Annotated in this window: 17 protein-coding genes; 7 read left to right on the top strand and 10 right to left on the bottom strand. The window is 61.2% G+C overall.

Annotation, left to right across the window (positions count from 1 at the left end):
• Positions 1–35: 35 nt before the first annotated feature.
• Entirely contained in the window at positions 36–878 is an 843-nt protein-coding gene (gene fabI / locus WFJ47_RS00260) for an enoyl-ACP reductase FabI (protein ID WP_127101055.1), read from the top strand.
• Position 879: 1 nt separating this feature from the next.
• The gene (aroC, locus tag WFJ47_RS00255; RefSeq protein ID WP_127101053.1) at positions 880–1,977 is read left to right on the top strand and encodes a chorismate synthase; all 1,098 of its coding nucleotides are present in this window, start codon (positions 880–882) and stop codon (positions 1,975–1,977) included.
• 42 nt (positions 1,978–2,019) lie between these two features.
• Here the strand turns inward: aroC and WFJ47_RS00250 are convergent, their stop codons facing one another.
• The gene (locus WFJ47_RS00250) at positions 2,020–2,448 is read right to left on the bottom strand and encodes an OsmC family protein (RefSeq protein WP_199751622.1); all 429 of its coding nucleotides are present in this window, start codon (positions 2,446–2,448) and stop codon (positions 2,020–2,022) included.
• Between the two features lie 405 nt (positions 2,449–2,853).
• On the opposite strand from WFJ47_RS00250, the gene WFJ47_RS00245 reads away from it, so the two are divergent.
• Genes WFJ47_RS00245 through WFJ47_RS00235 form a run of 3 tightly spaced genes read left to right on the top strand, consistent with a single transcriptional unit; the run spans position 2,854 to position 6,559 of the window.
• Positions 2,854–4,707 (top strand): ribonucleoside-diphosphate reductase subunit alpha, encoded by a 1,854-nt coding sequence (locus WFJ47_RS00245; protein WP_336760629.1) that lies wholly within the window; start codon positions 2,854–2,856, stop codon positions 4,705–4,707.
• Entirely contained in the window at positions 4,698–5,537 is an 840-nt protein-coding gene (locus WFJ47_RS00240; RefSeq protein WP_336760043.1) for an META domain-containing protein, read from the top strand. Before WFJ47_RS00245 ends, WFJ47_RS00240 begins: the two co-directional genes overlap by 10 nt.
• Positions 5,534–6,559 (top strand): ribonucleotide-diphosphate reductase subunit beta, encoded by a 1,026-nt coding sequence (locus tag WFJ47_RS00235; protein WP_336760041.1) that lies wholly within the window; start codon positions 5,534–5,536, stop codon positions 6,557–6,559. The genes WFJ47_RS00240 and WFJ47_RS00235 overlap by 4 nt, the downstream gene beginning before the upstream one ends.
• 870 nt (positions 6,560–7,429) lie before the next feature.
• Here WFJ47_RS00235 and WFJ47_RS00230 read toward each other — a convergent pair.
• Complete coding sequence (locus WFJ47_RS00230; RefSeq protein ID WP_336760039.1) at positions 7,430–8,296, bottom strand: methyltransferase; 867 nt, start codon at positions 8,294–8,296, stop codon at positions 7,430–7,432.
• A gap of 107 nt (positions 8,297–8,403) precedes the next feature.
• On the opposite strand from WFJ47_RS00230, the gene WFJ47_RS00225 reads away from it, so the two are divergent.
• Entirely contained in the window at positions 8,404–9,468 is a 1,065-nt protein-coding gene (locus tag WFJ47_RS00225; RefSeq protein ID WP_336760037.1) for a polyprenyl synthetase family protein, read from the top strand.
• A gap of 162 nt (positions 9,469–9,630) precedes the next feature.
• On the opposite strand, the gene murI is transcribed toward WFJ47_RS00225, so the two are convergent.
• Together murI and WFJ47_RS00215 are read right to left on the bottom strand one after the other, a co-directional pair.
• A complete protein-coding gene (murI, locus tag WFJ47_RS00220) occupies positions 9,631–10,455 on the bottom strand; it encodes a glutamate racemase (protein ID WP_336760035.1) in 825 nt (274 codons plus the stop codon).
• Between the two features lies 1 nt (position 10,456).
• The gene (locus WFJ47_RS00215) at positions 10,457–11,209 is read right to left on the bottom strand and encodes an orotate phosphoribosyltransferase (protein ID WP_336760033.1); all 753 of its coding nucleotides are present in this window, start codon (positions 11,207–11,209) and stop codon (positions 10,457–10,459) included.
• A 177-nt stretch (positions 11,210–11,386) separates the two neighbouring features.
• Between WFJ47_RS00215 and WFJ47_RS00210 the strand changes: the two genes are divergently transcribed.
• Positions 11,387–11,623 (top strand): hypothetical protein, encoded by a 237-nt coding sequence (locus tag WFJ47_RS00210; RefSeq protein ID WP_127101041.1) that lies wholly within the window; start codon positions 11,387–11,389, stop codon positions 11,621–11,623.
• Positions 11,624–11,741: 118 nt separating this feature from the next.
• Here WFJ47_RS00210 and WFJ47_RS00205 read toward each other — a convergent pair whose 3' ends face one another.
• From WFJ47_RS00205 to WFJ47_RS00180, 6 genes are all read right to left on the bottom strand, one after another.
• Complete coding sequence (locus WFJ47_RS00205) at positions 11,742–13,058, bottom strand: citrate synthase (protein WP_127101039.1); 1,317 nt, start codon at positions 13,056–13,058, stop codon at positions 11,742–11,744.
• A 99-nt stretch (positions 13,059–13,157) separates the two neighbouring features.
• Positions 13,158–13,721, bottom strand: coding sequence for a histidine phosphatase family protein (locus WFJ47_RS00200; protein ID WP_336760026.1), 564 nt, complete (start codon positions 13,719–13,721; stop codon positions 13,158–13,160).
• Positions 13,690–13,992 carry a chorismate mutase gene (locus WFJ47_RS00195; RefSeq protein WP_222547693.1) on the bottom strand — a complete coding sequence of 101 codons (303 nt, stop codon included), beginning with the start codon at positions 13,990–13,992 and terminating at the stop codon, positions 13,690–13,692. Before WFJ47_RS00195 ends, WFJ47_RS00200 begins: the two co-directional genes overlap by 32 nt.
• Positions 13,985–14,701 carry a metallophosphoesterase gene (locus WFJ47_RS00190; RefSeq protein ID WP_336760628.1) on the bottom strand — a complete coding sequence of 239 codons (717 nt, stop codon included), beginning with the start codon at positions 14,699–14,701 and terminating at the stop codon, positions 13,985–13,987. Before WFJ47_RS00190 ends, WFJ47_RS00195 begins: the two co-directional genes overlap by 8 nt.
• A 96-nt stretch (positions 14,702–14,797) precedes the next feature.
• Positions 14,798–19,312: an AAA family ATPase gene (locus WFJ47_RS00185; RefSeq protein ID WP_336760021.1), complete on the bottom strand. Its 4,515-nt coding sequence runs from the start codon at positions 19,310–19,312 to the stop codon at positions 14,798–14,800.
• A gap of 23 nt (positions 19,313–19,335) precedes the next feature.
• A complete protein-coding gene (locus WFJ47_RS00180) occupies positions 19,336–19,938 on the bottom strand; it encodes a thioredoxin domain-containing protein (RefSeq protein ID WP_127103547.1) in 603 nt (200 codons plus the stop codon).
• Positions 19,939–19,968: the final 30 nt, after the last annotated feature.

Genomic DNA, 19,968 nt, shown 5'->3' with positions numbered 1-19,968 from the left:
TATTTCTTTGTCTGACATTAACCGGGATCTGCCTCATGTCCACCGCTTCGTTCGATCTCCCCACCGGGACGCTGATGGCGGGCAAGCGCGGCCTTGTGATGGGCGTCGCCAATGACCGCTCCATTGCCTGGGCCATCGCCTCTGCCTGCGCCGCACAGGGGGCGGAACTTGCCTTTACCTATCAGGGTGAAGCGCTCGGCAAGCGCGTGAAGCCGTTGGCCGAGAGTGTGGGGGCCAGTCTCGTCATTCCATGCGACGTGAGCGATGACGCTGATATCGACCGCGCCTTTGACGAAATCGAAAAGGCCTGGGGCAAGATCGACTTCGTGGTGCACGCCATTGGCTGGGCCGACAAACAGTTCCTGCGGGGACGTTACGTCGATACCCCGCGCGATGCCTTTCTCAAGGCCATGGATATTTCCTGCTTCTCCTTTACAGCAGTCGCGCGCCGCGCTGCCGCGCTGATGACGGATGGTGGCTCGCTGCTGACCCTGTCCTATCTCGGCGCGGAGCGCGTCATGCCTCATTATAACGTGATGGGTGTGGCCAAGGCGGCGCTCGAGGCCTCGGTGCGTTATATGGCGGCTGATCTCGGCAAGGATAATATCCGCGTCAATGCCATTTCCGCTGGTCCGATCATGACGCTGGCGGCCAATGGTATCGGCGATTTTCGTTATATCCTGCGTTGGAACCAGCTCAATGCGCCCATGGAGCGCAACGTCTCGCTCAAGGATGTCGGTGGCTCGGGGCTGTACTTTCTGTCAGACCTATCCTCCGGCACGACGGGCGAAGTCCACCATGTCGATTGCGGCTACCATATCGTGGGCATGAAGAACCCGAACGCCCCCGATATCGCCGTGGCCTCATCAGAAGGCTGATATGTCGGATAACAGCTTTGGGACGCTCTTCCGGGTCACGACCTGGGGCGAGAGCCATGGTCCCGCCATCGGCTGCGTGATCGATGGCTGCCCACCGAATATTGTCTTGAGCGAAGCCGATATACAGCCCTGGCTGGACAGGCGACGCCCCGGGCAGTCGAAATTCACAACCCAGCGACAGGAAGCTGATCAGGTTCGTATCCTGTCAGGCGTTTTCGAAGGCCGGACGACCGGCACGCCGATCTCGCTCATGATCGAGAATACCGACCAGCGGTCGAAAGATTACTCCGATATCGCTACGCGCTACCGGCCCGGCCATGCGGATGTGACCTATGACCTCAAATACGGTCATCGCGATTATCGGGGCGGTGGGCGTTCCTCGGCGCGTGAAACTGCCTGCCGCGTTGCGGCTGGTGGGGTGGCGCGTCGCGTGATTGCGGAATTGCTGGGCGAGATGGCGTTGATCCGCGCAGCTCTCGTGCAGGTCGGTGGGCTGGAGGTGGACCGCACGCGCTGGGATTGGGAGGAAGTGACGCGTAACCCGCTATTCTGCCCCGATCCCGTGACGGCCATCGAATGGGAGGGGCTTCTCGCCAGCGTGCGCAAGGATGGCTCCTCAATCGGTGCCCTGGTCGAGGTGGTGGCAGAAAATTTCCCGGCGGGACTCGGGGCTCCGCTTTACGGGAAGCTGGATGCAGAGCTCGCCGCGGCCCTGATGGGGATCAATGGCGTCAAAGCCGTCGAGATCGGGGAAGGGTTTGGCGTCGCATCGCTCCGGGGCGAAGACAATGCTGACCCGATGCGTATGCGTGACGGCGCCCTGCATTTCGAACGTAATCGGGCAGGCGGTATCCTTGGGGGAATCTCGACCGGACAACCGATCGCCGCCCGTTTTGCCATCAAGCCGACCAGCTCCATTCTGGTGCCGGTACCCTCGGTCAATCGCGAGGGCGAAAACATCGAGGTGATCACGAAGGGGCGGCACGACCCCTGTATCGGCATTCGGGCAGTACCCGTCGCCGAGGCGATGATGGCCTGTCTGCTGGTCGATCATCTACTGCGTGATCAGGCCCAGAACAGCTGGCATCGCGCCCGTTGATAAGCGAACATGGCCGCCCGGGCAGGCGGCCATGGATCGGTGTCAGACAAGCGTTGCCGTCAGGCTGATGGCGGCCTTGAAAAGCTGCGAAACCGGGCAGCCATTCTTGGCCTTGGTGGCCAGTTCCTCGAACTTCGCCTGATCGGCGTCGGGTACGCTGCCCTTCAGATCGAGATGGATGGCCGAGATCTCGAACCCGCCTTCGGTCTTGTCGAGCGAGACCGTTGCCTTGGTCTCCAGAGAGGTCGCCGTGAGGCCAGCCTCACCCAGGATCATGGAGAGCGCCATGGTGAAGCAACCGGCATGGGCCGCGCCGATCAGTTCCTCGGGGTTCGTGCCGGGCTTGTCCTCGAATCGCGTATTGAAGCCATAGGGCTGGCTCGACAGCGCGCCACTCTGTGTCGAGATGGTGCCCTTGCCGTCCTTGAGGCCACCGCTCCACTGGGCACTGGCTGATTTCTTGATCGTCATGAAGGGATCTCCTGCGTTTCCGACGCCCGATCCGGGTCGGTTGCTCAGCCAACGCGGGGGAGGAGAAATTGTTCATCTCGCTCCCCTGTGTCATCGGGGCAACGCAGGGCAATCGACGTTAAATGAGCCGGTGGCGGGAACTCTAGGTTCTCCAAGGGCTTCTGGGCCTGTCAACACCATATGTAGTGCCCCCAGTGAAATTTAACCCGATATATTGCTTGTCTCGACCACGGGACTTGCGCCAAGAGGACACACGGAATGAGCGATACTGATCTCGATTTGATCTTGGGGAGATAGCCCGTGAGCCTGTTAGAAGACACGACCCGTGAGGCTGAGACCACTGCGGCCGATACCCTGCCAGAGCCCTGCGCCCGCGCACCCCAGGAAATTGAAGCCGAGCCGGACATGTTCGACGATGTCGTTCAGCTTGAAGGTCATCATCCCGTGCGCGTCAACCGCTCGCGTGATGCGCTTCTGACGGATTTCGGACGAGCGACGCTCGATAACCGCTACCTGCTGCCAGGGGAGCATTATCAGGATCTGTTCGGGCGCGTCGCTTCTTATTACGGCGCCGATGCCGCCCATGCTCAGCGCCTGTACGACTATATCTCCCAGCATTGGTTCATGCCGGCCACCCCCGTGCTCTCCAATGGTGGCACGACGCGTGGCTTGCCCATCTCCTGCTTCCTGAACGAGGCAGATGACAGCCTGCGCGGCATTGTCGATCTGTGGAACGAAAATGTCTGGCTGGCATCCAAGGGCGGCGGCATCGGATCCTATTGGGGCAATCTGCGCTCGATCGGTGAAAATGTCGGCAAGAACGGCAAGACTTCGGGCGTTATCCCCTTCATTCGCGTCATGGACAGCCTGACCCTTGCCATTTCGCAGGGCTCACTGCGCCGCGGGTCCGCCGCTGTGTATCTCCCGGTCTGGCATCCCGAGATCGAGGAATTCGTCGAGATGCGTCGTCCGACGGGCGGCGATCCGAACCGCAAGGCGCTGAACCTTCATCACGGCGTCTTGCTGACCGATGACTTCATGCGCGCAGTGGAGAAGGATGAGGAGTGGGGCCTGCGTTCGCCCAAGGATATGTCTGTCATTCGCAGCATACCGGCGCGCCAGCTCTGGATCCGTATCCTGACCGCCCGCATGGAGCAGGGCGAGCCCTACATCATCTACTCCGATCATGTGAACAAGGCGCGCCCCGAGCACCACAAGCTCGCCGGGCTCGAGGTCAAGACCTCGAATCTCTGCGCCGAGATCACCCTGCCGACAGGGCTCGATCATCACGGCAAGAACCGGACTGCCGTCTGCTGTCTGTCCTCGCTCAACCTCGAAACCTGGGAAGAGTGGAAGGACAACCCGCAATTCATCGAGGACGTGATGCTGTTCCTCGACCGGGTGCTTCAGGACTTCATCGATCGCGCGCCGGATGACATGGAACGCGCGCGCTATGCTGCCATGCGCGAACGTTCGGTCGGGCTTGGGGTCATGGGCTTCCACTCCTTCCTGCAGGCCCGCAACATCCCGTTCGAGAGCGTGATGGCGCGTGTGTGGAACAAGCGCATCTTCCAGCAGATCAAGACACAGGCCGACGCTGCGTCGAAGCATCTGGCCGAGCTGCTCGGGCCCTGCCCTGACGCTGCAGAATACGGCATCATGGAGCGCTTTTCGAACAAGATGGCGATCGCACCGACCGCTTCGATCTCGATCATTGCGGGCAATGCAAGCCCTGGCATCGAGCCGATTTCAGCCAATGTGTTCCTGCAGAAGACGCTCTCCGGCTCGTTTACGGTGCGTAATCGTCATCTGCTGCAGTTGCTCGAGCAGAAGGGGCAGAACACGGACGCGATCTGGTCCTCGATCACCCTCAACAAGGGCTCTGTCCAGCATCTGGACTTCCTCACCCAGGACGAAAAGGACGTTTACAAGACCGCCTTCGAGCTCGACCAGCGCTGGGTGATCGAGCATGCTGCCGATCGCGCGCCCTTCATCTGTCAGGCACAGTCGATCAACGTCTTCCTGCCTGCCGATATCCACAAGCGCGATCTGCACCAGATTCATTTCCTGGCGTGGAAGCGCGGTGTGAAGTCGCTCTATTACTGCCGCTCGCTCTCTATCCAGCGTGCCGATGCTGTCAGTGACATGGCGCTGAAGAACAACATCCTCGAAGATGAAGACTACAGCACGAATGCCGCCGAGGCCGCAAAGAAGCCCACCGCCACGACGAGCTACGAAGAGTGCCTGTCATGTCAGTAAGAGCGCCGTTTGCGCAGGCATTTCTGGTTTCGGGGCTTCTGCTCGGCTCGGTACCGGGATATGTCGTGCGCGCTGAGGCTCAAACAGAGACACCAACACAGGTCCAGGCTCCTGCCGCGACATTGCGCGGTACGGTGACGATAAAGGGACCGGTTGATTTGCCCCCCAATGCCCAGGTGAGCGTGGTTCTGGAGGATGTCAGCCTGGCTGACGCCCCCGCCATTCCGCTGAGCAAGACGGTTTTCTCGCCTGTCGGGGGTCAGACCTTTGGTTATGCGCTGGGTTATGACCCCTCGGCGCTGAAGTCAGGACACCGCTACGCCCTGCGTGCCGATATCAGAAATGGCGCCTCCTTGCTTTACATCAGCAAGGACGCAGTTCTTGGCCTTGGCGCGGTGCCCGAGCAGACAGCCCTCGTCGTCGAGGCCGTCGCATCGCCTCTCCCAAGTGCTTTGGTCGGCAGCTGGGCGATCGATCGGATCGGCTCGGATGTCGTCGATCCCTCGGCCCCGGCCTATCTCAGTTTTCGTGCCGATGGGTTTCTATCCGGCACGGGCGGATGCAATCGTCTCATGGGCCGGGTGACGGCAAGTGGCAGCGCGCTCAGTTTTGGCCCTATGGCTGGAACGCGAATGGCCTGTATCGGTAACCGCATGAGCCAGGAAGACGCTTTCTTCGCTGCCGCGCGCACGGTGGCGAGCTGGCAGATCGATCAGGGAATGCTGCTTCTGGCGGACGCCCAAGGTGAGATCGTGCTGACGCTCAGCCCCAACAAAAACAGCGACGCCTACAAGAATCTCCAGAATTCCAGAAGCAGGAAAAGCCGATGAGCGAAACTCAGGGTTCAGGCGTGTCACACGCCGAAGAACAGCATTTCGACCTCATGACCGCCAATCCGGTCTACAAGCCCTTTCGCTACCCATGGGCCTATGACGCGTGGCTGATTCAGCAGCGTGTGCACTGGCTGCCCGAAGAAGTGCCGCTGGCGGATGATGTAAAGGACTGGCATCGTACGCTCAGCGAGTCCGAGCGCCATCTGGTCACGCAGATCTTCCGCTTCTTCACCCAGGCGGATGTCGAGGTGAACTCGGCCTATATGAAGTATTACAGCCAGGTCTTCAAACCGACCGAGGTGCTGATGATGCTGTCATCCTTCTCGAATATCGAGACGATCCACATCGCCGCCTATTCGCATCTGCTTGACACCATTGGCATGCCCGAGACCGAGTACTCGGCATTCCTGAAATACAAGGAGATGAAGGACAAGTATGATTTCATGCAGTCCTTCAATATCGACAACAAGCGCGAGATCGCGAAGACCATGGCCGCCTTCGGCGCGTTCATGGAAGGGCTTCAGCTCTTCGCCTCTTTCGCAATCCTGTTGAACTTCCCGCGGTTCAACAAGCTCAAGGGCATGGGGCAGATTGTCTCCTGGTCCGTGCGTGACGAGACGCTTCACTGCCTGTCGATGATCCGGTTGTTCCGCACCTTCGTACGCGAAAACCGGGAGATCTGGACGGAAGACTTCCAGAAGGAGCTCGCCGACATCTGCGCGACCACGGTCGAGCACGAGGACGCCTTCATCGATCTGGCTTTCGAGATGGGCGACGTTGAGGGGCTGAGCGCCGATCAGGTAAAGCGCTATATCCGTTTCATCGCTGATCGTCGCATGACCCAGCTGGGCCTCGATCCGTTCTACGGCATCGAAGAGAACCCGCTGCCCTGGCTGGACGATATGCTCAATGCAGTCGAACACGCCAATTTCTTCGAGAACCGTTCGACAGAATATTCCCGCGCCTCGACCTCCGGTTCGTGGGAAGAAGCCTTCGAGGCGGATGTGTTCGCCTCGTGAAGATCGAGGACAGCCCAGACAGGGCTGTCCTTGCTGACATGGGGATCCGTGTCGCCGGTACTTGCCGGGGAAAACGCGATCGAACGAGAGGGGGCAGCCGTTTCTGTCGTTCCTTCTCCGTGCAGTTCGGCATTGCGAAAGATCCGGCTGACATTCTGGTTTCGCTGCGGTGCGATCACAGCCGGGTCGGGCATTTTTTGGACATCGCCCTCCGTGACTTTTATGAACCTCCCCCAATAGCCGCCGGGCCGTGATCGTTTTGCGACGCGAGCGACGGCGACCCTCAAGACGAGGTTCTCCTCCGTTACGACAATCGGAGCATAGACCAGATCTGCGGCTGTAGAGCGACGATAGAATGTCACTTCCGGCCCTGCCCTGACAAAGCTGCTGTCATCGTGATGTCCCGCAGCGAACAGGATCTGCCATTTGCCGGCCAGGACGCCAGAGAAGGTGAAGACGCATTCATCTTGCTGCGGCGCAGGTCAGATCGCTGCCACCGCCTTGCGGCCAATTCCCTCCTTCAGATCCCATTTCGAAGACAGGACGGCGATCCAGTCTCTGAACTAGCGGGCGTCAGGCATCAGCTGTGCCGCGTATGTCAACCGGTCGCACGGCTTTTCCGTTCCCTGACGATCAATGGATGACCCTGTGACGATCAAGGATGCCTTCCTTTTTCCGCGGGCCTGGGCGCTCGTCTCCGGGTTACAGGTTTCATGGAAGCTTGCGCAGCCACTGAGGCTAAGCACCAAGGCGCAGGTCGACGGGAATCTCCCAAGCTGACATTCTCCAGAGCTTTGCAGACTCCCTCCATCACTCGAGAGATGGGAAGCTCGGCGAAATCCCGGTCGAGGAGGAGCGGCCAGAGTCCTCCTATATCAGGGCGATACCGTCTCGCAGGATTGCGTCGCTCTCAGGCGTGTAACCGCCCTCCGCCCGATGGAGGGTCAGGCCGGGCATCAGGCGGAACACGCCTTTCCCCCCCCACACGCCACGCAGAAGGACGATCTTTGCCTGTCGTTCCTGTTTCGGCCAGAGGGGGCAAAGCACCAGGCTGCCGAAACCCGATTGACGCAGGGCCTCGCACGCTATGTCGATGACCGCTGCAGGAAGAGCGAGGGTAAGACTGCCTCCGGGCAGGATCCAGCGTGAGAGTGCCGAGATCCAGTCGATCCAGCCATTTTCCGGCATGGTCATCGCGAGCCTGCGTCGCGCATCTTCGGCACCCGTGTGATTGGCGGGATGCCAGGGCGGGTTGGCCATGGCATGATGAAACCGCCCATTGGCTCCGGGGGTGATCTGGCGCAGGGAGGCGGGGATATCAGGCAGACTGCCGGTGACGATGGTCACACGCTCCGCAAGATTATTCTCCTGCATGTTTTCCCGCGCGAGAGACGCCGTCGCGTGATCCGCTTCTAGGCCAACCCCCGTAATTCCGGAGCATCGCGTGGCAAGGCATAGCAGCCCTGCGCCGGCGCCGCATCCGGCCTCAAGGACGCTCTGACCTGGTTGGGCTGGTACGAAAGCCGCCATGAGTACAGGCTCGATGCCCGTGCGATACCCCTGGATGAATTGTCTGTAGCGAACACGCTTGTCGAGCAGATATCCCGCCATTGTCTCGTGAGATGTCACCCCGGCAGCGTCGGCTTTTAGGGTGGCCGGGTTGACCGGAACGGTCCCGCCGCTCATATGGTTTGGACTGTCAGAGGGCTGGTGATCCGGTCTGGCTGGGTCATGCATGTCAGTCGGTTTCTGCCTCGGTACGTTGTCGTGCCGGGATCTGCACCGACTCGTGCCTTATACTGCATCAGGGTCGTCAGTGGCCAAGTAGGAAGTGGAGAGTTGCCTTGGGTGGTGCCGACAGCCTGACCGATAAAAAGGCTCAGGAACAGAACAGCGTAGCCAGCCCGGTCAGCGGGGAACGCTCCGCCCTGAATGCGCTCTCCGATTTTCTTCGTGACGATATGGAAGCCTGCAATCGCGAGATCGTCGCGCGCATGCAGAGCCCGGTACCCCTCATTCCGCAGCTCGGGGCGCATCTCGTAGCGGCGGGTGGCAAGCGCCTGCGTCCACTCCTGACACTCGCTTCGGCGCGTCTTTGCGGCTACGAGCCGTCTCCCGAACGGCAGCGTCATGTCGGGCTCGCCGCCTGTGTGGAGTTCATCCATACCGCGACCCTGCTGCATGACGACGTGGTCGATGAGAGCACCTTGCGCCGTGGTCTGGCCTCGGCCAATGCCGTGTTCGGCAACAAGGCATCCGTTCTGGTGGGTGATTTCCTGTTCGCCCGTTCTTTCCAGCTCATGACTGCCGACGGCTCGCTCAAGGTCATGGCGATCCTGTCCGCTGCCTCTGCCACCATCGCTGAAGGCGAGGTGCTGCAGATGGCAACGCAGAATGATCTCTCGACCCCGATCGATAAGTATCTGGAGGTCATCCATGGCAAGACAGCGGCGCTCTTTGCAGCCGCTTGTCGGGTTGGGGCGGTCGTGGCGGAGCGCCCCGAGGCCGAGGAAGCGGCGCTTGAGGCTTATGGCACCAATCTAGGCATGGCTTTCCAGCTTGTGGACGATGCCCTTGACTATGCCGCAGACCAGCAGGTTCTGGGCAAGACCGTGGGTGATGACATGCGCGAAGGCAAGATCACGCTGCCGGTCCTTGCCGCCTTCAATGCAGGTGACGAGACCGAGCGTGGCTTCTGGCTGCGCGTGATCGAGACGGGCGATCAGACGGAGGAGGATCTGCCTCGCGCGCTTGCCCTGATCGAGAAGACAGGCGCTATCCAGACGACGCTCGACCGGGCTCGCGTCTATGCCGACGCAGCGATCGAGGCTTTGTCGATTTTCCCCGATAGTCCCATCCGTCAATTGATGATCGACGCGGCCTCTTACACGGTAAGCCGTGCCAATTAACGGCAAAGCCGGTCCCTCGAACGAGATAGTGTGGGCTTGAGGCTGCTCTGACACGCCCCAGGCGCGATCAGGGATAGTGTTTGTCGCGCCTTACAGTCGGACCGTATCGTCAGGCGTGAAGGGTATGCATGGCTCCGCCGAACTGCGGGGAAGCGCGTCGCCTCAGACGCTGGCGTGCTCCAAGATCGTGATCTGGCCATAGCCAAGCCGGGCGACGGCCTTCTCAAGCGCTTCTTGGGCAGGGGGGGGCCCCGTCAGGTAGAGTGTCTCCGCCGTCATGGCTTCCGCACAGGCGGGCGATCGTTGGTCCAGGATACGCCCGACCTGCTGCGCGACCGGAATGGCGGGATCCAGCCAATTGATATCCGGAGGACAGAGCCGCAGGAAGGCTTCGTTGAGAAACGTATAATGCGTGCAACCGAGCCCGATTGTATCGATACGATCGCCATTCGGGGCCTCGAAGAGATGGCGAAGTTCCTCGGCGACCAGTCGGTCATCGACGCTCTCGCCCAGATAGGCTTTTTCGGCGAGATCGGCGAGGGCGCGAGCACCGTGTACGATCATCTCGCAGTCAGCAGCATAAGTGTCGCGCAGACCGCGCAGATAGGGTCGTCGTGCCGTTCCTCTCGTGGAGAGCAGGCCGAATACCCGGGTCTGGCTCACTCGGGCCGCCCAGCGCACCGGCGGGACACAGCCAACAAACGGCACGTCGAAACGCGCGCGAAGCGCGTCGAGCGCGATGGTGCTGGCGGTATTGCAGGCGATCAGTACGACATCGGGCCGCAGTCGCGCGATCCGCTCTTCCATGAGGGAGAGAATGCGCGCGACGAGCACGGAGTCTTCCTGCTCGCCATAAGGAAAGAGCGCGTTATCGGCGAGATAGTCGATCCGGGTGCCGGGGGGCAGGGTGGTGCGCAAAGCTTGCACCACGCCGAGTCCACCTATGCCCGAATCAAATGCCAGAACGCGCCCCGGGGGCAGGGGCAAGTCAGCCCTCCGCCTTGGCCTTGAGGGCTGCGGCCTCCTCGGCACTGCCGACGCCACCATGGGCCTTGGACCAGCCGCAGGGATCTTCCAGGAAGCGACGGACCTCGTGAATATCGCTCTCCGAAAAGTAATTGGCCCCTGAACAGGCCTCGAGCACGTCCCACCAGGTGCAGAGCGAATGCAGGGATACATTCATGTCGGCCAGCGTTTTCTGCGCACCGGGGAAAACGCCATAGAAGAACACGACGAAGGTATGATCGACCAGCGCGCCCGCCGAACGCAGCGCATTGGCAAAACGGACCTTCGAAGCGCCATCCGTGGTCAGATCCTCAACCAGCAGCGTGCGCATGGCTTCCGGGACATCGCCCTCGATCTGGGCGTTGCGCCCAAAGCCCTTGGGCTTTTTACGCACATAGGCCATGGGCGCCATCATGCGATCCGCAATCCAGGCGGCGAACGGGATGCCGGCCGTCTCACCGCCGACTACGCAATCGATGCTCTCATACCCGATATGGCGGCCGATTTTCTCGACAGCGAGCTCGACAATCTTGGCGCGGGCACGCGGGAAGAAGATGATCTTGCGGCAATCGATGTAGACAGGGGACTTCCAGCCCGAGGTCAGTGTGTAGGGTTCGTCAGGCCGGAAATTGATGGCCTTGATTTCCAGCAGGATACGCGCCGTGGTCAGCGCGGCATCCCGGTCCCATTGTGTCTGACGAACCGCGCCACCATTGATCTCGTTGCTGAGAGCCATCTGTTATCACTCCATAATCTTTAGCGATGCAGGATTATCTGTCCTTTGCGAGAAAAGTAAGACAAATAAGAAGAGAAAATCCTCGCGCTTTCGTTCCATAGGCCGTGCTTGCATTTACCATCGGAAAAGATTTAGAATGCGCCAATTGAAAATAATTCTCAACTAGGATCAGTTTGCGTGACTGTCGATCTCAACCGCATTTCCCGAAAGTGCGAACGCGCCGTGATCACGGCGTACGAAGAATTGCGGGAAGTGGGCCAGCCTGACATCCAGGCTTTCACCGCATGCACGACCCTTTATCGTATCCACCATCCGGAGGCTTCATTGAACGAGGCACGCCGTCTTGTGTCGGAATGGATCGATCATCATATCGTTCGTCAGGACAAGGGCGCGACCCCAGGCTGCGATTGCTGAGATCGAGGGGCGAGCCTGAGGCCTGGCAGGGACAGGAATCGCGTTCTACCCATGATGGAACAAAAAAAAGCCGGGGGCATGTCCCTCGGCTTTTTTGTTTGCCCGCTTCAGGCCTAGGTTAGCTGCGGCGGCAAAGCGGTACGAAATCGCGACGTGTCTCGCCCACATAAAGCTGGCGCGGCCGGCCGATACGCTGCCCTGGCTCCTCGATCATCTCGCGCCACTGGCTGACCCAGCCTACCGTACGGGCGACGGCGAAGAGGACGGTGAACATCGACGTCGGAATCCCCATGGCCTTGAGAATGAGGCCCGAATAGAAATCGACATTCGGATAAAGGCGACGCTGGACGAAATAGGGGTCATTGACCGCGATACGCTCCAGCTCGGCCGCAAGGTCGAACATCGGGTCATGTTTCAGCCCGAGCTCGGAGACGACCTCATGATAGGTCTGCTCCATGATCTTCGCACGCGGGTCGAAATTCTTGTAGACGCGATGGCCAAAGCCCATCAGCCGGACGCCGCTCTCACGGTTCTTCACCTGAGCAATGAAGGCCGGAATGTTCTCCTTCGTGCCAATCTGCGCCAGCATTCCCAGCACGGCCTCATTGGCACCGCCATGAGCGGGGCCCCAGAGCGCTGCGATACCTGCCGCGATGCAGGCGAAGGGGTTCGAGCCTGTCGAACCGACCAGACGCACCGTAGAGGTCGAGGCATTCTGCTCATGATCGGCATGCAGGATCAGAATGCGATCGATCGCGCGCGCCAGGACCGGGTTCACCTTGTATTCGGCGTTCGGTCGCGCAAACAGCATCTTCAGGAAGTTTTCCGAGAATGTCAGGCTGTTATCAGGATATACGAAAGGTTCACCGACCGTATATTTGTACGCCCAGGCCGCAATGGTCGGCACCTTGGCAATCAGGCGGCGCGTGGAGAGGTCGCGGGAGGCCTCGTTGGAGATATCGACGGCGTCAGGGTAGAAGGCTGAGAGCGCCGCCACTGTACCGCAGAGAATGGCCATGGGATGGGCATCACGACGGAAGCCGTTGAAGAAGTTCCTGATCTGCTCATGAAGGAGTGCCTGCTCCTTCAGATCCTGCTGAAACCGGTCATACGCATCACGATTGGGCAGCTCGCCATAGGCCAGGAGATAAGCCGTTTCGACAAAGCTGGCCTCGGTGGCAAGCTGCTCGATAGGGTAACCGCGATGCAAAAGCACGCCCTCATCGCCATCGATGAAGGTGATGGCGCTTTGGCATGACGCCGTCTCCCCATAACCCGGATCAAATGAGAACATCTGGGTCTGGGCGGTGAGCTTGCGGATATCGACCACATCGGGGCCGAGTGTACCCTTGAGCAGGGGAAATTCGGCAGAGCGCTCGCCAATGCTGAGGGTCGCCGTTTCGGGAGTGGATCCGTTTGTGTCGTGATCAGCCATGGAAAAACGCCTTACGAAGTTAACTGCGATGGGGCAATCAACATATGGGTGAACTCCGTCCGAAATGGCGGGCCGCGAAAGCGCGCCATGAGGCCGTTTTCACCCGGGTGGAAGCACTGCGCCAAGCGTGGCGGTGTTGGGAGAGAGCCCGGCCCAGTCCGAAGCGACCGCGAACATGGCCGCCGTTGCAGGCTCGAAGCCTTTCATCAGCTCTCGAGCGATGGGCCCGTCAATCGCATCACTGGCGAGATGGCGGCAGATTTCGGCGATCACCGGGTTATGCCCGACGATGATCAGCGTGCGGACTGAACCCGGCGTCTCCCGGATGAGTTCGAGCATGCCGTAGAGATCGAGATCGTACAGGGCATCGAGCCCGAGCACTACGCGTGAGGAGGGCAGACAGGCCGCAATGCTGGCCGCTGTCTGGCTCGTCCGCGTGGCGGTGCTGTGCCATAGATGCGTACCGGCCAGAGCGATGTCGAGCGCTGCGATTGCGTGGGCGAGATGCTCCGCGTCAAGCTGGCCCCGTTCGGTGAGCGGCCTGTTGCGGTCGAGACCTCCCCACGCCTCGGGGGCAGCCTGGGCATGTCTGGCGAAAATGATGTGATGCGCCGTCATCTCCGTTTCCGTATCAGCGCGGGCTGCGCCCGGCGATTGAGTCATGATGACGGATCACCTCCCGGATGATGAAGGCAAGAAACTTTTCCGCGAAGTCAGGATCGAGCCGGGCGGAGACTGCAAGTTGGCGCAGGCGCTCGATCTGACGCGCCTCACGTGCAGGGTCGGCGGCAGGCAGACCGGAACGGGCCTTGAGCTCGCCCACGGCCTGGGTCTGGCGAAAGCGCTCCGCCAGCATATGGATCAGCGCCGCATCGATATTATCGATGCTCTGGCGATGCTGTTCGAGAAGCGCGCGTGTTTCCTGTTCAGACATCCAGATCAATCCAGGCAAGATGGCCGCCTTTTCCGGCGCCCAGGTCAGTGAAAATGGCGCGACCCCCGTTGCGTCCGTCCCTGATCCAGGGTCGGCCATCGGTCGAGCGGCGGTCATGGCCACAATAAACGACATGGCCCTCGGGGATATGATCGATCCATCGCAGCCGCCTCTCGGGGTAGCCATCAGGCTGCATGCGGCCGGTTGTCTCGCCAAAGAGCGCGCGCGACAACAGCGGTGTCATCGAGCCCAGGGCCGGAGGGGGAGCCTCGATCAGCATGTCGGTATGGAACCCGCCATGGACGAAGATCAACTCATCCTGCACGATCCAGGCGGGGGCCTGAGCGATGGCCTCATAGGCGCGCTCGCGCAATCCCGCCTGAACGGGTCCAGAAAGCTGATTCAGCGTCTCTTCCAGAGGCGGATCCCGCCGCAGCCTTCTGCCCTCTAGCGCCCGGCCGAGCTTTCGGTCGTGATTCCCGAGGATGAACAATCCACGTCCGTCATCGATGAGGTCCAGCATGAGCCTTAGCGTGCCAGCGCTATCGGGCCCATGATCGACAAGATCACCAAGCTGAATGATGAAACGATCGGTCGCCACAGCGTGTTCGAAAGCCGTCAGATCGCCATGAACGTCGCCCACCACGCGCAACCCGCGACCGGCGCTCAGTCGTGAAAGATCGGGTGGGGGAGGTGGGGAGAACGAAATCGGATCGGCCTTTCGGAGCTACTTCATGTCGAAACCGTCATTATGGGCAGGATCGGGAGAAAAACACAATAAAGACATGGTTATAACCCTTCTGCCTCAGGGAGCCACTGCCAGTGACCCATTCTCGGCAAAGCTGGCCGCCAGCGACAGATCGACGGACAGGACCTGACTGACACCGCGCTCCTGCATGGTCACGCCGAACAGTCGATCCATATGCGCCATGGTGAGTTGATGGTGGGTAACAACCAGAAAGCGCGTCTGGGCCTCTTCGGCCATATCCTTGAGCAGGCTGCACAGCCGTTCCACATTGGCATCATCGAGCGGAGCGTCGACCTCATCGAGAATGCAGAGGGGGGAAGGCTGGCATTTGAACGTAGCGAATATGAGCGAAAGTGCGGTGAGCGCCTGCTCGCCCCCTGAGAGCAGGGAAAGCGTCGAGAGTTTCTTGCCGGGAGGCTGGGCGAATATCTCAAGACCAGCCTCTAGCGGATCGTCACTGCCGACAAGGCCGAGATGGGCCTTGCCACCGTTGAACATGCGGCTGAACAGCGCCTGGAAATGGCGATCGACCTCGACGAATACCGCCTGTAGGCGCTCCCGCCCTTCCTTTTTCAAGGCGTTGATTGATCCGCGAAGGCGATTGATCGCTGATTCCAGCTCGTCGTGTTCGCGCGCCAGATGCTCTGACTGGCTATGGGCTTCGGCATATTCCTGCTCGGCCAGAAGATTGACGGGTCCGAGCGCCTCGCGTTCCTTCTGGTTGCGCGCCAGGCGACGCTTCAAGCTCGTCTCGCTCTGTTCGGTGAGCGGAAGGTCGAATGTCTCTTCCTGCGTATTGGCCCGGCCCTCGTCGAGTTTGGCGTACTGGGCGCGCGCCTGTTCGAGGCGCTCCTGCAGCCGTATTGCGTTTTCTCGAGCTGTCGCGCAGCGCTGCTCCTCATCACGCCGTGTACGGGAGAGAGCCTCGATGGCCGAATCGATTTCGGCCAGAGCCTCGGCGGCAGATGCAAAGTCGCTTTCCGCTCTCGACAGCGCTTCGGCCGTTTCTAGCGTGACGGTTTCGAGCCGCGAAGCCTCAGCGCTGGCACGGGCAATCTCCTTTTCTCCCTCGGCGACACGTTCGGCGAGGCGTTGCAGGTCCTCTTCCAGTGCCGCGATCGTGCTCAGCGTCTCGACGCGCCGCGAGATCGTCTGTTCCTTTTCCTGCAGCGCCTTTTCCAGCGCGGCTTTTGTTTCGCGTAGCGCCTCACGGCAGGTCAGGTCATTCTGACGGCTGGTGGCTTCCCGTTCCCGGCACTGGTCCAGCTCTCGTTCCCTGGGCGTCAGATCGGGCACCGGCGCGAGGGTTGTCTGATGAGCCCGCATCTCTGTCAGGTTTGAAACGAGGGCCTCATGCTGAGGAACCAGTGCGGAGAGACGGCTGGTCAGGCTCAGCTTCAGATCCCGCGCCGTCTGAAGGTCTCGGCTCGCCGCTCCGATGTCGCGTCCAAGCGTCTCTCCGGCGCCGCGTGCTGCGGTGAGCTCTTTCTCAACGAGGGTCAGCGTCGCGCGGTTTGACTGCAGCATCTCCTGGGTGATGCGCAGCGCGGTTTCATGATCCTGCGCCTCAAGCTGAGCGCAATGCGCGGCGATATCCTGCTGATCGCGCTTTTCCTGAGCGAGCACGCCCGTGAGCGTCGTGGCTTTTGCGGCGCGCGCCTCCTCCTGCAATCTGCAGCGGGTCGCGTGCTCTCGCGCCTCGGCATAGGCTGTATCCGCGTCGCGGAGGTTGCCTTGAGCTTGGGAAAGCAGGGATTTTTCCGTGTCTGCAGCGTGTTGTCTCTGCGCATGTTGCCCCTGCATGCTCGCTTCCGAGGGGAGTTCAGCCAGCGCCTCGCGGGCTGCGTCGGCACGACGCCCCATTTCCTCGCGCTGGATCATGGCCTCTTCGCGCCTCTGCTCAAGCTGCGCGAGTTGGCTGGTCACGCGGTCCGCTCGGGAGGAAAGGGCATCTTCCTCCCGCCGGAGCTTGGGGAGAAGCGCTTCGTCACGATGCAAGGCCTCCCGCAGCGCTTCAAGACGCGCGGCAATCGTCTGCTCGCGTGCTTCAAGCGTTGACGTCTGGGCCTGCAGGGGGGGAAGAGCCGTTTCAGAAGCCCGGATCTCCTCTTCCAGCGCGCGCAACCGAGCGACGGTCTCGACAGGTCCCAAGGCACGAGACGGAAGACTCCCCGTGTCGCAATACCCGTCCCAGCGCCACAACCCGCCATCACGACTGACAAGACATTGTCCGGGGAGGAGGGAAGGTTGAAGAACCTTGCCCATCGTCGGATCGTCTATCAGGGCGATTGCTGAGAAGCAGCGGGCAAGCGATTCAGGTGCGCGGATGAGCGCGCTGAGCGGCGTGGATCCAGGCGGTAACGGTTGAGAGGCCTGCTCAGGAAGGAGTAGCCAGGCACGGCTCTGTGTGGCGTCGAGTGACGCCTCGATCGTCTGATCCAGGGCTACGGCGAGGGCGCGCTCGAGCCCGGCCGGAATAACCAGCGCCTCGATCAGCGGATCAGGCAGGGAGGTTTCTTCCCTTGTCGCCCTGAGCGCCTCGTACTGCACCTTGAGGGCCATCACATGGGCCGTCGCCGTCTGGCTGGCCTTGTGCGCGCGTTCCCAGTCCTGGCGTACGCTATTGCGTTCCGTCGAAAGCGTCTCACGTTCGGCATTGAGCGTGACGAGACTTGCCTCAACGTCCTTACGCTGCTGGCGTGCCCCGGCCAGGAGTGCATCATCGGGCATCTCGGCAAGGAGGTGGTCGCGCTGGGCCGCGAAGCCTTGGATCTGAGCATCATGCCGGGCGCAGGCTTGATTGGCCTGGTCATGCTCCTTCGTGAGCAATTCCCGCTGGCGTGCAGCGCCGGCTATCTCGGCCTCGATGGCCGCCAGAGCCTGTTGGGCTTCTGCATGCGCCGCCTGATGCGCGTCCGCTTGCTGCCGCGCGGCGTCACGCGCCCCGCCCATGGTGATGGCGCGGGCGTCCTCTTGGGACAGGGCTTCGTCGCCAAGCCGCGCCTCATCAAGCGCAGCGAGTTCGGTCTCGTGAGCGGCGATCTGCACAAGGAGGGCCTTCTGACGCGTGTGCAGGGCCTCGAGCGAGAGGCGCGCCTGTTCGGCCTCTCGCCGGGCTTGCCCCGCCTTTTGCTCGGCATCGGCGAGAGAGAGGCGCGCATCCTGACACTGCCCGTTCAGTCCTTCGATGCGCGCGTCATGGTCCTGTCGGGTCCTGCGCTTCTCGTCCAATGCCTTTTGCAGCGCATGAAGAGCGGCCTCATCGGGCATCTGGGCGCGCACATTGGCGAGCGCCTCGGTCAGACGGGCTTCATCGCTTTCCAGCGCCAGGATACGCTGCGCGGTCGTCTCATGGTCCTTGGCGAGGGCCTGCGCGGCGAGCCGGTCGCGTGTCAGAGACGCGGTAAGAGAAGCGACCTGACTTTCGGCTTGTCGCAAGGCCAGTTCCGCCTGCTCTGCGGCTTTCTCCTGGACCGTCAGCGTATCGGGGAGGGTGCGAAGCATGATGTCGAGGCGATCCAGACTCTCCTTCAGCGCATCCTGGCGCGCCAGTGCCTCATCGAGACGCGCTTGTGCCAGACTCCGATCGGCACTGTTCTGGGCCTGACGCGTCATGGCCTGCTCGCAAGCAGCGCGCGATTGGGTCAGGGATTCCCGCGAGGTTTCAGCCGTCAGGCGCAGCTTGTCGCGGGCTTCACGTACAGATTCTACTGTCTCGCGTAACGCTTGGACGCGCGCTTTGTGGGCAATTGTGGCCTGCTCGGCCATGTCTGCGCCTTGACCAGCTTCATCGCGCTGGCGCTCGGCCTCTTGCAAAAGCCCTTCCGTGCGCTCGACCAGCAACGCCGCGCGCCTGTGCACAAGCCAGGAGAGCGCACTTTCGTCTTCGCGTATGGATTCTGACAGGCTGCGATAGGCGCGCGCCTGCGTCGATTGTGCATCGAGCTGTTCGAGGCGGCTTGTGATCTGCTGGCGCAGATCCTCGCTGCGCGCGATATTGCCCTCAGCCTGACGCAGTTTGAGTTCCGCATCATGACGCCGGGCATGGAGCCCGCTGATACCCGCAGCCTCTTCCAGCAGCGAGCGTCGCTCCTCCGGCTTAGCGCTGATGAGCGCGCTCACGCGGTTCTGGCTTACGATGGAGGAACTGCGCGCGCCGGAAGACAGATCGGCGAACATCGTGGTGATGTCGCGCGCGCGCAGGGCGCGACCATTGAGGCGGAAATCGCTGCCGGAGCCGCGCTCGGCCCGCCGGCAGATCTCGAGCCCATCCGTCTCGCTAAAGGGGGGCGGGGCCAGCCCTGTGGCCTCTTCAAGCCAGAGCGTAACCTCAGCGAGGGAACGGGCGGAGCGGGCGCTGGTGCCTGCAAAAATCAGATCGTCAAGTTCCCCGCCACGGAGGGCACGGGCGGAACTCTCTCCCATGGCCCAACGCAGGGCCTCGACCACGTTGGACTTGCCACATCCGTTCGGCCCGACAATGCCTGTCAGGCCGGGAAGGATATCAATCGTGGCAGGATCGGCAAAACTCTTGAAACCCGCTATCCGCAGGCGCGTGATCTTGGCTGACATACGCGAAAAGCGGGGTCCTCTGCTTAGCCACCAGCCTTCTTCACTTCGGCCTCGAAGGCCTCGAATGTCAGAAGTTCCTGGTTATAGGGCTGGTTGTTGAACATGAAGAACGGCGTGCCGCCAATATTGTACTTGGCCTGGTCCGAATCCTGCTGGGCGACCAGCGCCTGACGGAATGCATCATCTGCATCGATCTTGGCAAACTGATCGGCCGAGATTCCGGCAAGAGCCGCCATCTGCTGGATCTGCTTCTTGGGGTTCACGTCGCGCGCGAAGGCCCAGCGATCCTGGCTGGCAAGCATGGAGTTGACGAAGGGTACGTAGCGATCAACCGGCAGGGAGCGCGCCACCATGGCACCCAGCAGGGCGATCTGATCGAGCGGGAAGTCATGATAGACATAGAAGACCTTGCCGGTATCAATCAGCTTCGTCTTGACGTCCTGGAAGACGGTCATCTCGAAATGCGCGCAATGGGTGCATGTGAGCGAAAACCACTCATTGACCGTAACCGGCGCCTTGGGGTTGCCCAATGTGCGCGGAGTCAGCCGGCTATCCTCGGCGCGTGCCTTCGGGATGAGCGCGAGGGCTGGCAGGGCCGCCAGAAAACTACGCCGATATAGAGACATTGAAGAACACTCCCGGGTCATGATGTCAAA

The sequence above is a fragment of the Asaia sp. VD9 genome (genome assembly GCF_037150015.1).
In the GTDB taxonomy this organism is placed as follows: Bacteria; Pseudomonadota; Alphaproteobacteria; order Acetobacterales; family Acetobacteraceae; genus Asaia.
This window is presented reverse-complemented; position numbering and strand designations above follow the sequence as displayed.

Coding starts and splice junctions, on each gene's coding strand:
- fabI (WP_127101055.1), top strand. CDS start 36: ATGTCCACCGCTTCGTTCGATCTCCCCACCGGGACGCTGATGGCGGGC.
- aroC (WP_127101053.1), top strand. CDS start 880: ATGTCGGATAACAGCTTTGGGACGCTCTTCCGGGTCACGACCTGGGGC.
- WFJ47_RS00250 (WP_199751622.1), bottom strand. CDS start 2,448: ATGACGATCAAGAAATCAGCCAGTGCCCAGTGGAGCGGTGGCCTCAAG.
- WFJ47_RS00245 (WP_336760629.1), top strand. CDS start 2,854: ATGTTCGACGATGTCGTTCAGCTTGAAGGTCATCATCCCGTGCGCGTC.
- WFJ47_RS00240 (WP_336760043.1), top strand. CDS start 4,698: ATGTCAGTAAGAGCGCCGTTTGCGCAGGCATTTCTGGTTTCGGGGCTT.
- WFJ47_RS00235 (WP_336760041.1), top strand. CDS start 5,534: ATGAGCGAAACTCAGGGTTCAGGCGTGTCACACGCCGAAGAACAGCAT.
- WFJ47_RS00230 (WP_336760039.1), bottom strand. CDS start 8,296: ATGCATGACCCAGCCAGACCGGATCACCAGCCCTCTGACAGTCCAAAC.
- WFJ47_RS00215 (WP_336760033.1), bottom strand. CDS start 11,209: ATGGCTCTCAGCAACGAGATCAATGGTGGCGCGGTTCGTCAGACACAA.
- WFJ47_RS00205 (WP_127101039.1), bottom strand. CDS start 13,058: ATGGCTGATCACGACACAAACGGATCCACTCCCGAAACGGCGACCCTC.
- WFJ47_RS00200 (WP_336760026.1), bottom strand. CDS start 13,721: ATGACTCAATCGCCGGGCGCAGCCCGCGCTGATACGGAAACGGAGATG.
- WFJ47_RS00195 (WP_222547693.1), bottom strand. CDS start 13,992: ATGTCTGAACAGGAAACACGCGCGCTTCTCGAACAGCATCGCCAGAGC.
- WFJ47_RS00185 (WP_336760021.1), bottom strand. CDS start 19,312: ATGTCAGCCAAGATCACGCGCCTGCGGATAGCGGGTTTCAAGAGTTTT.
- WFJ47_RS00180 (WP_127103547.1), bottom strand. CDS start 19,938: ATGTCTCTATATCGGCGTAGTTTTCTGGCGGCCCTGCCAGCCCTCGCG.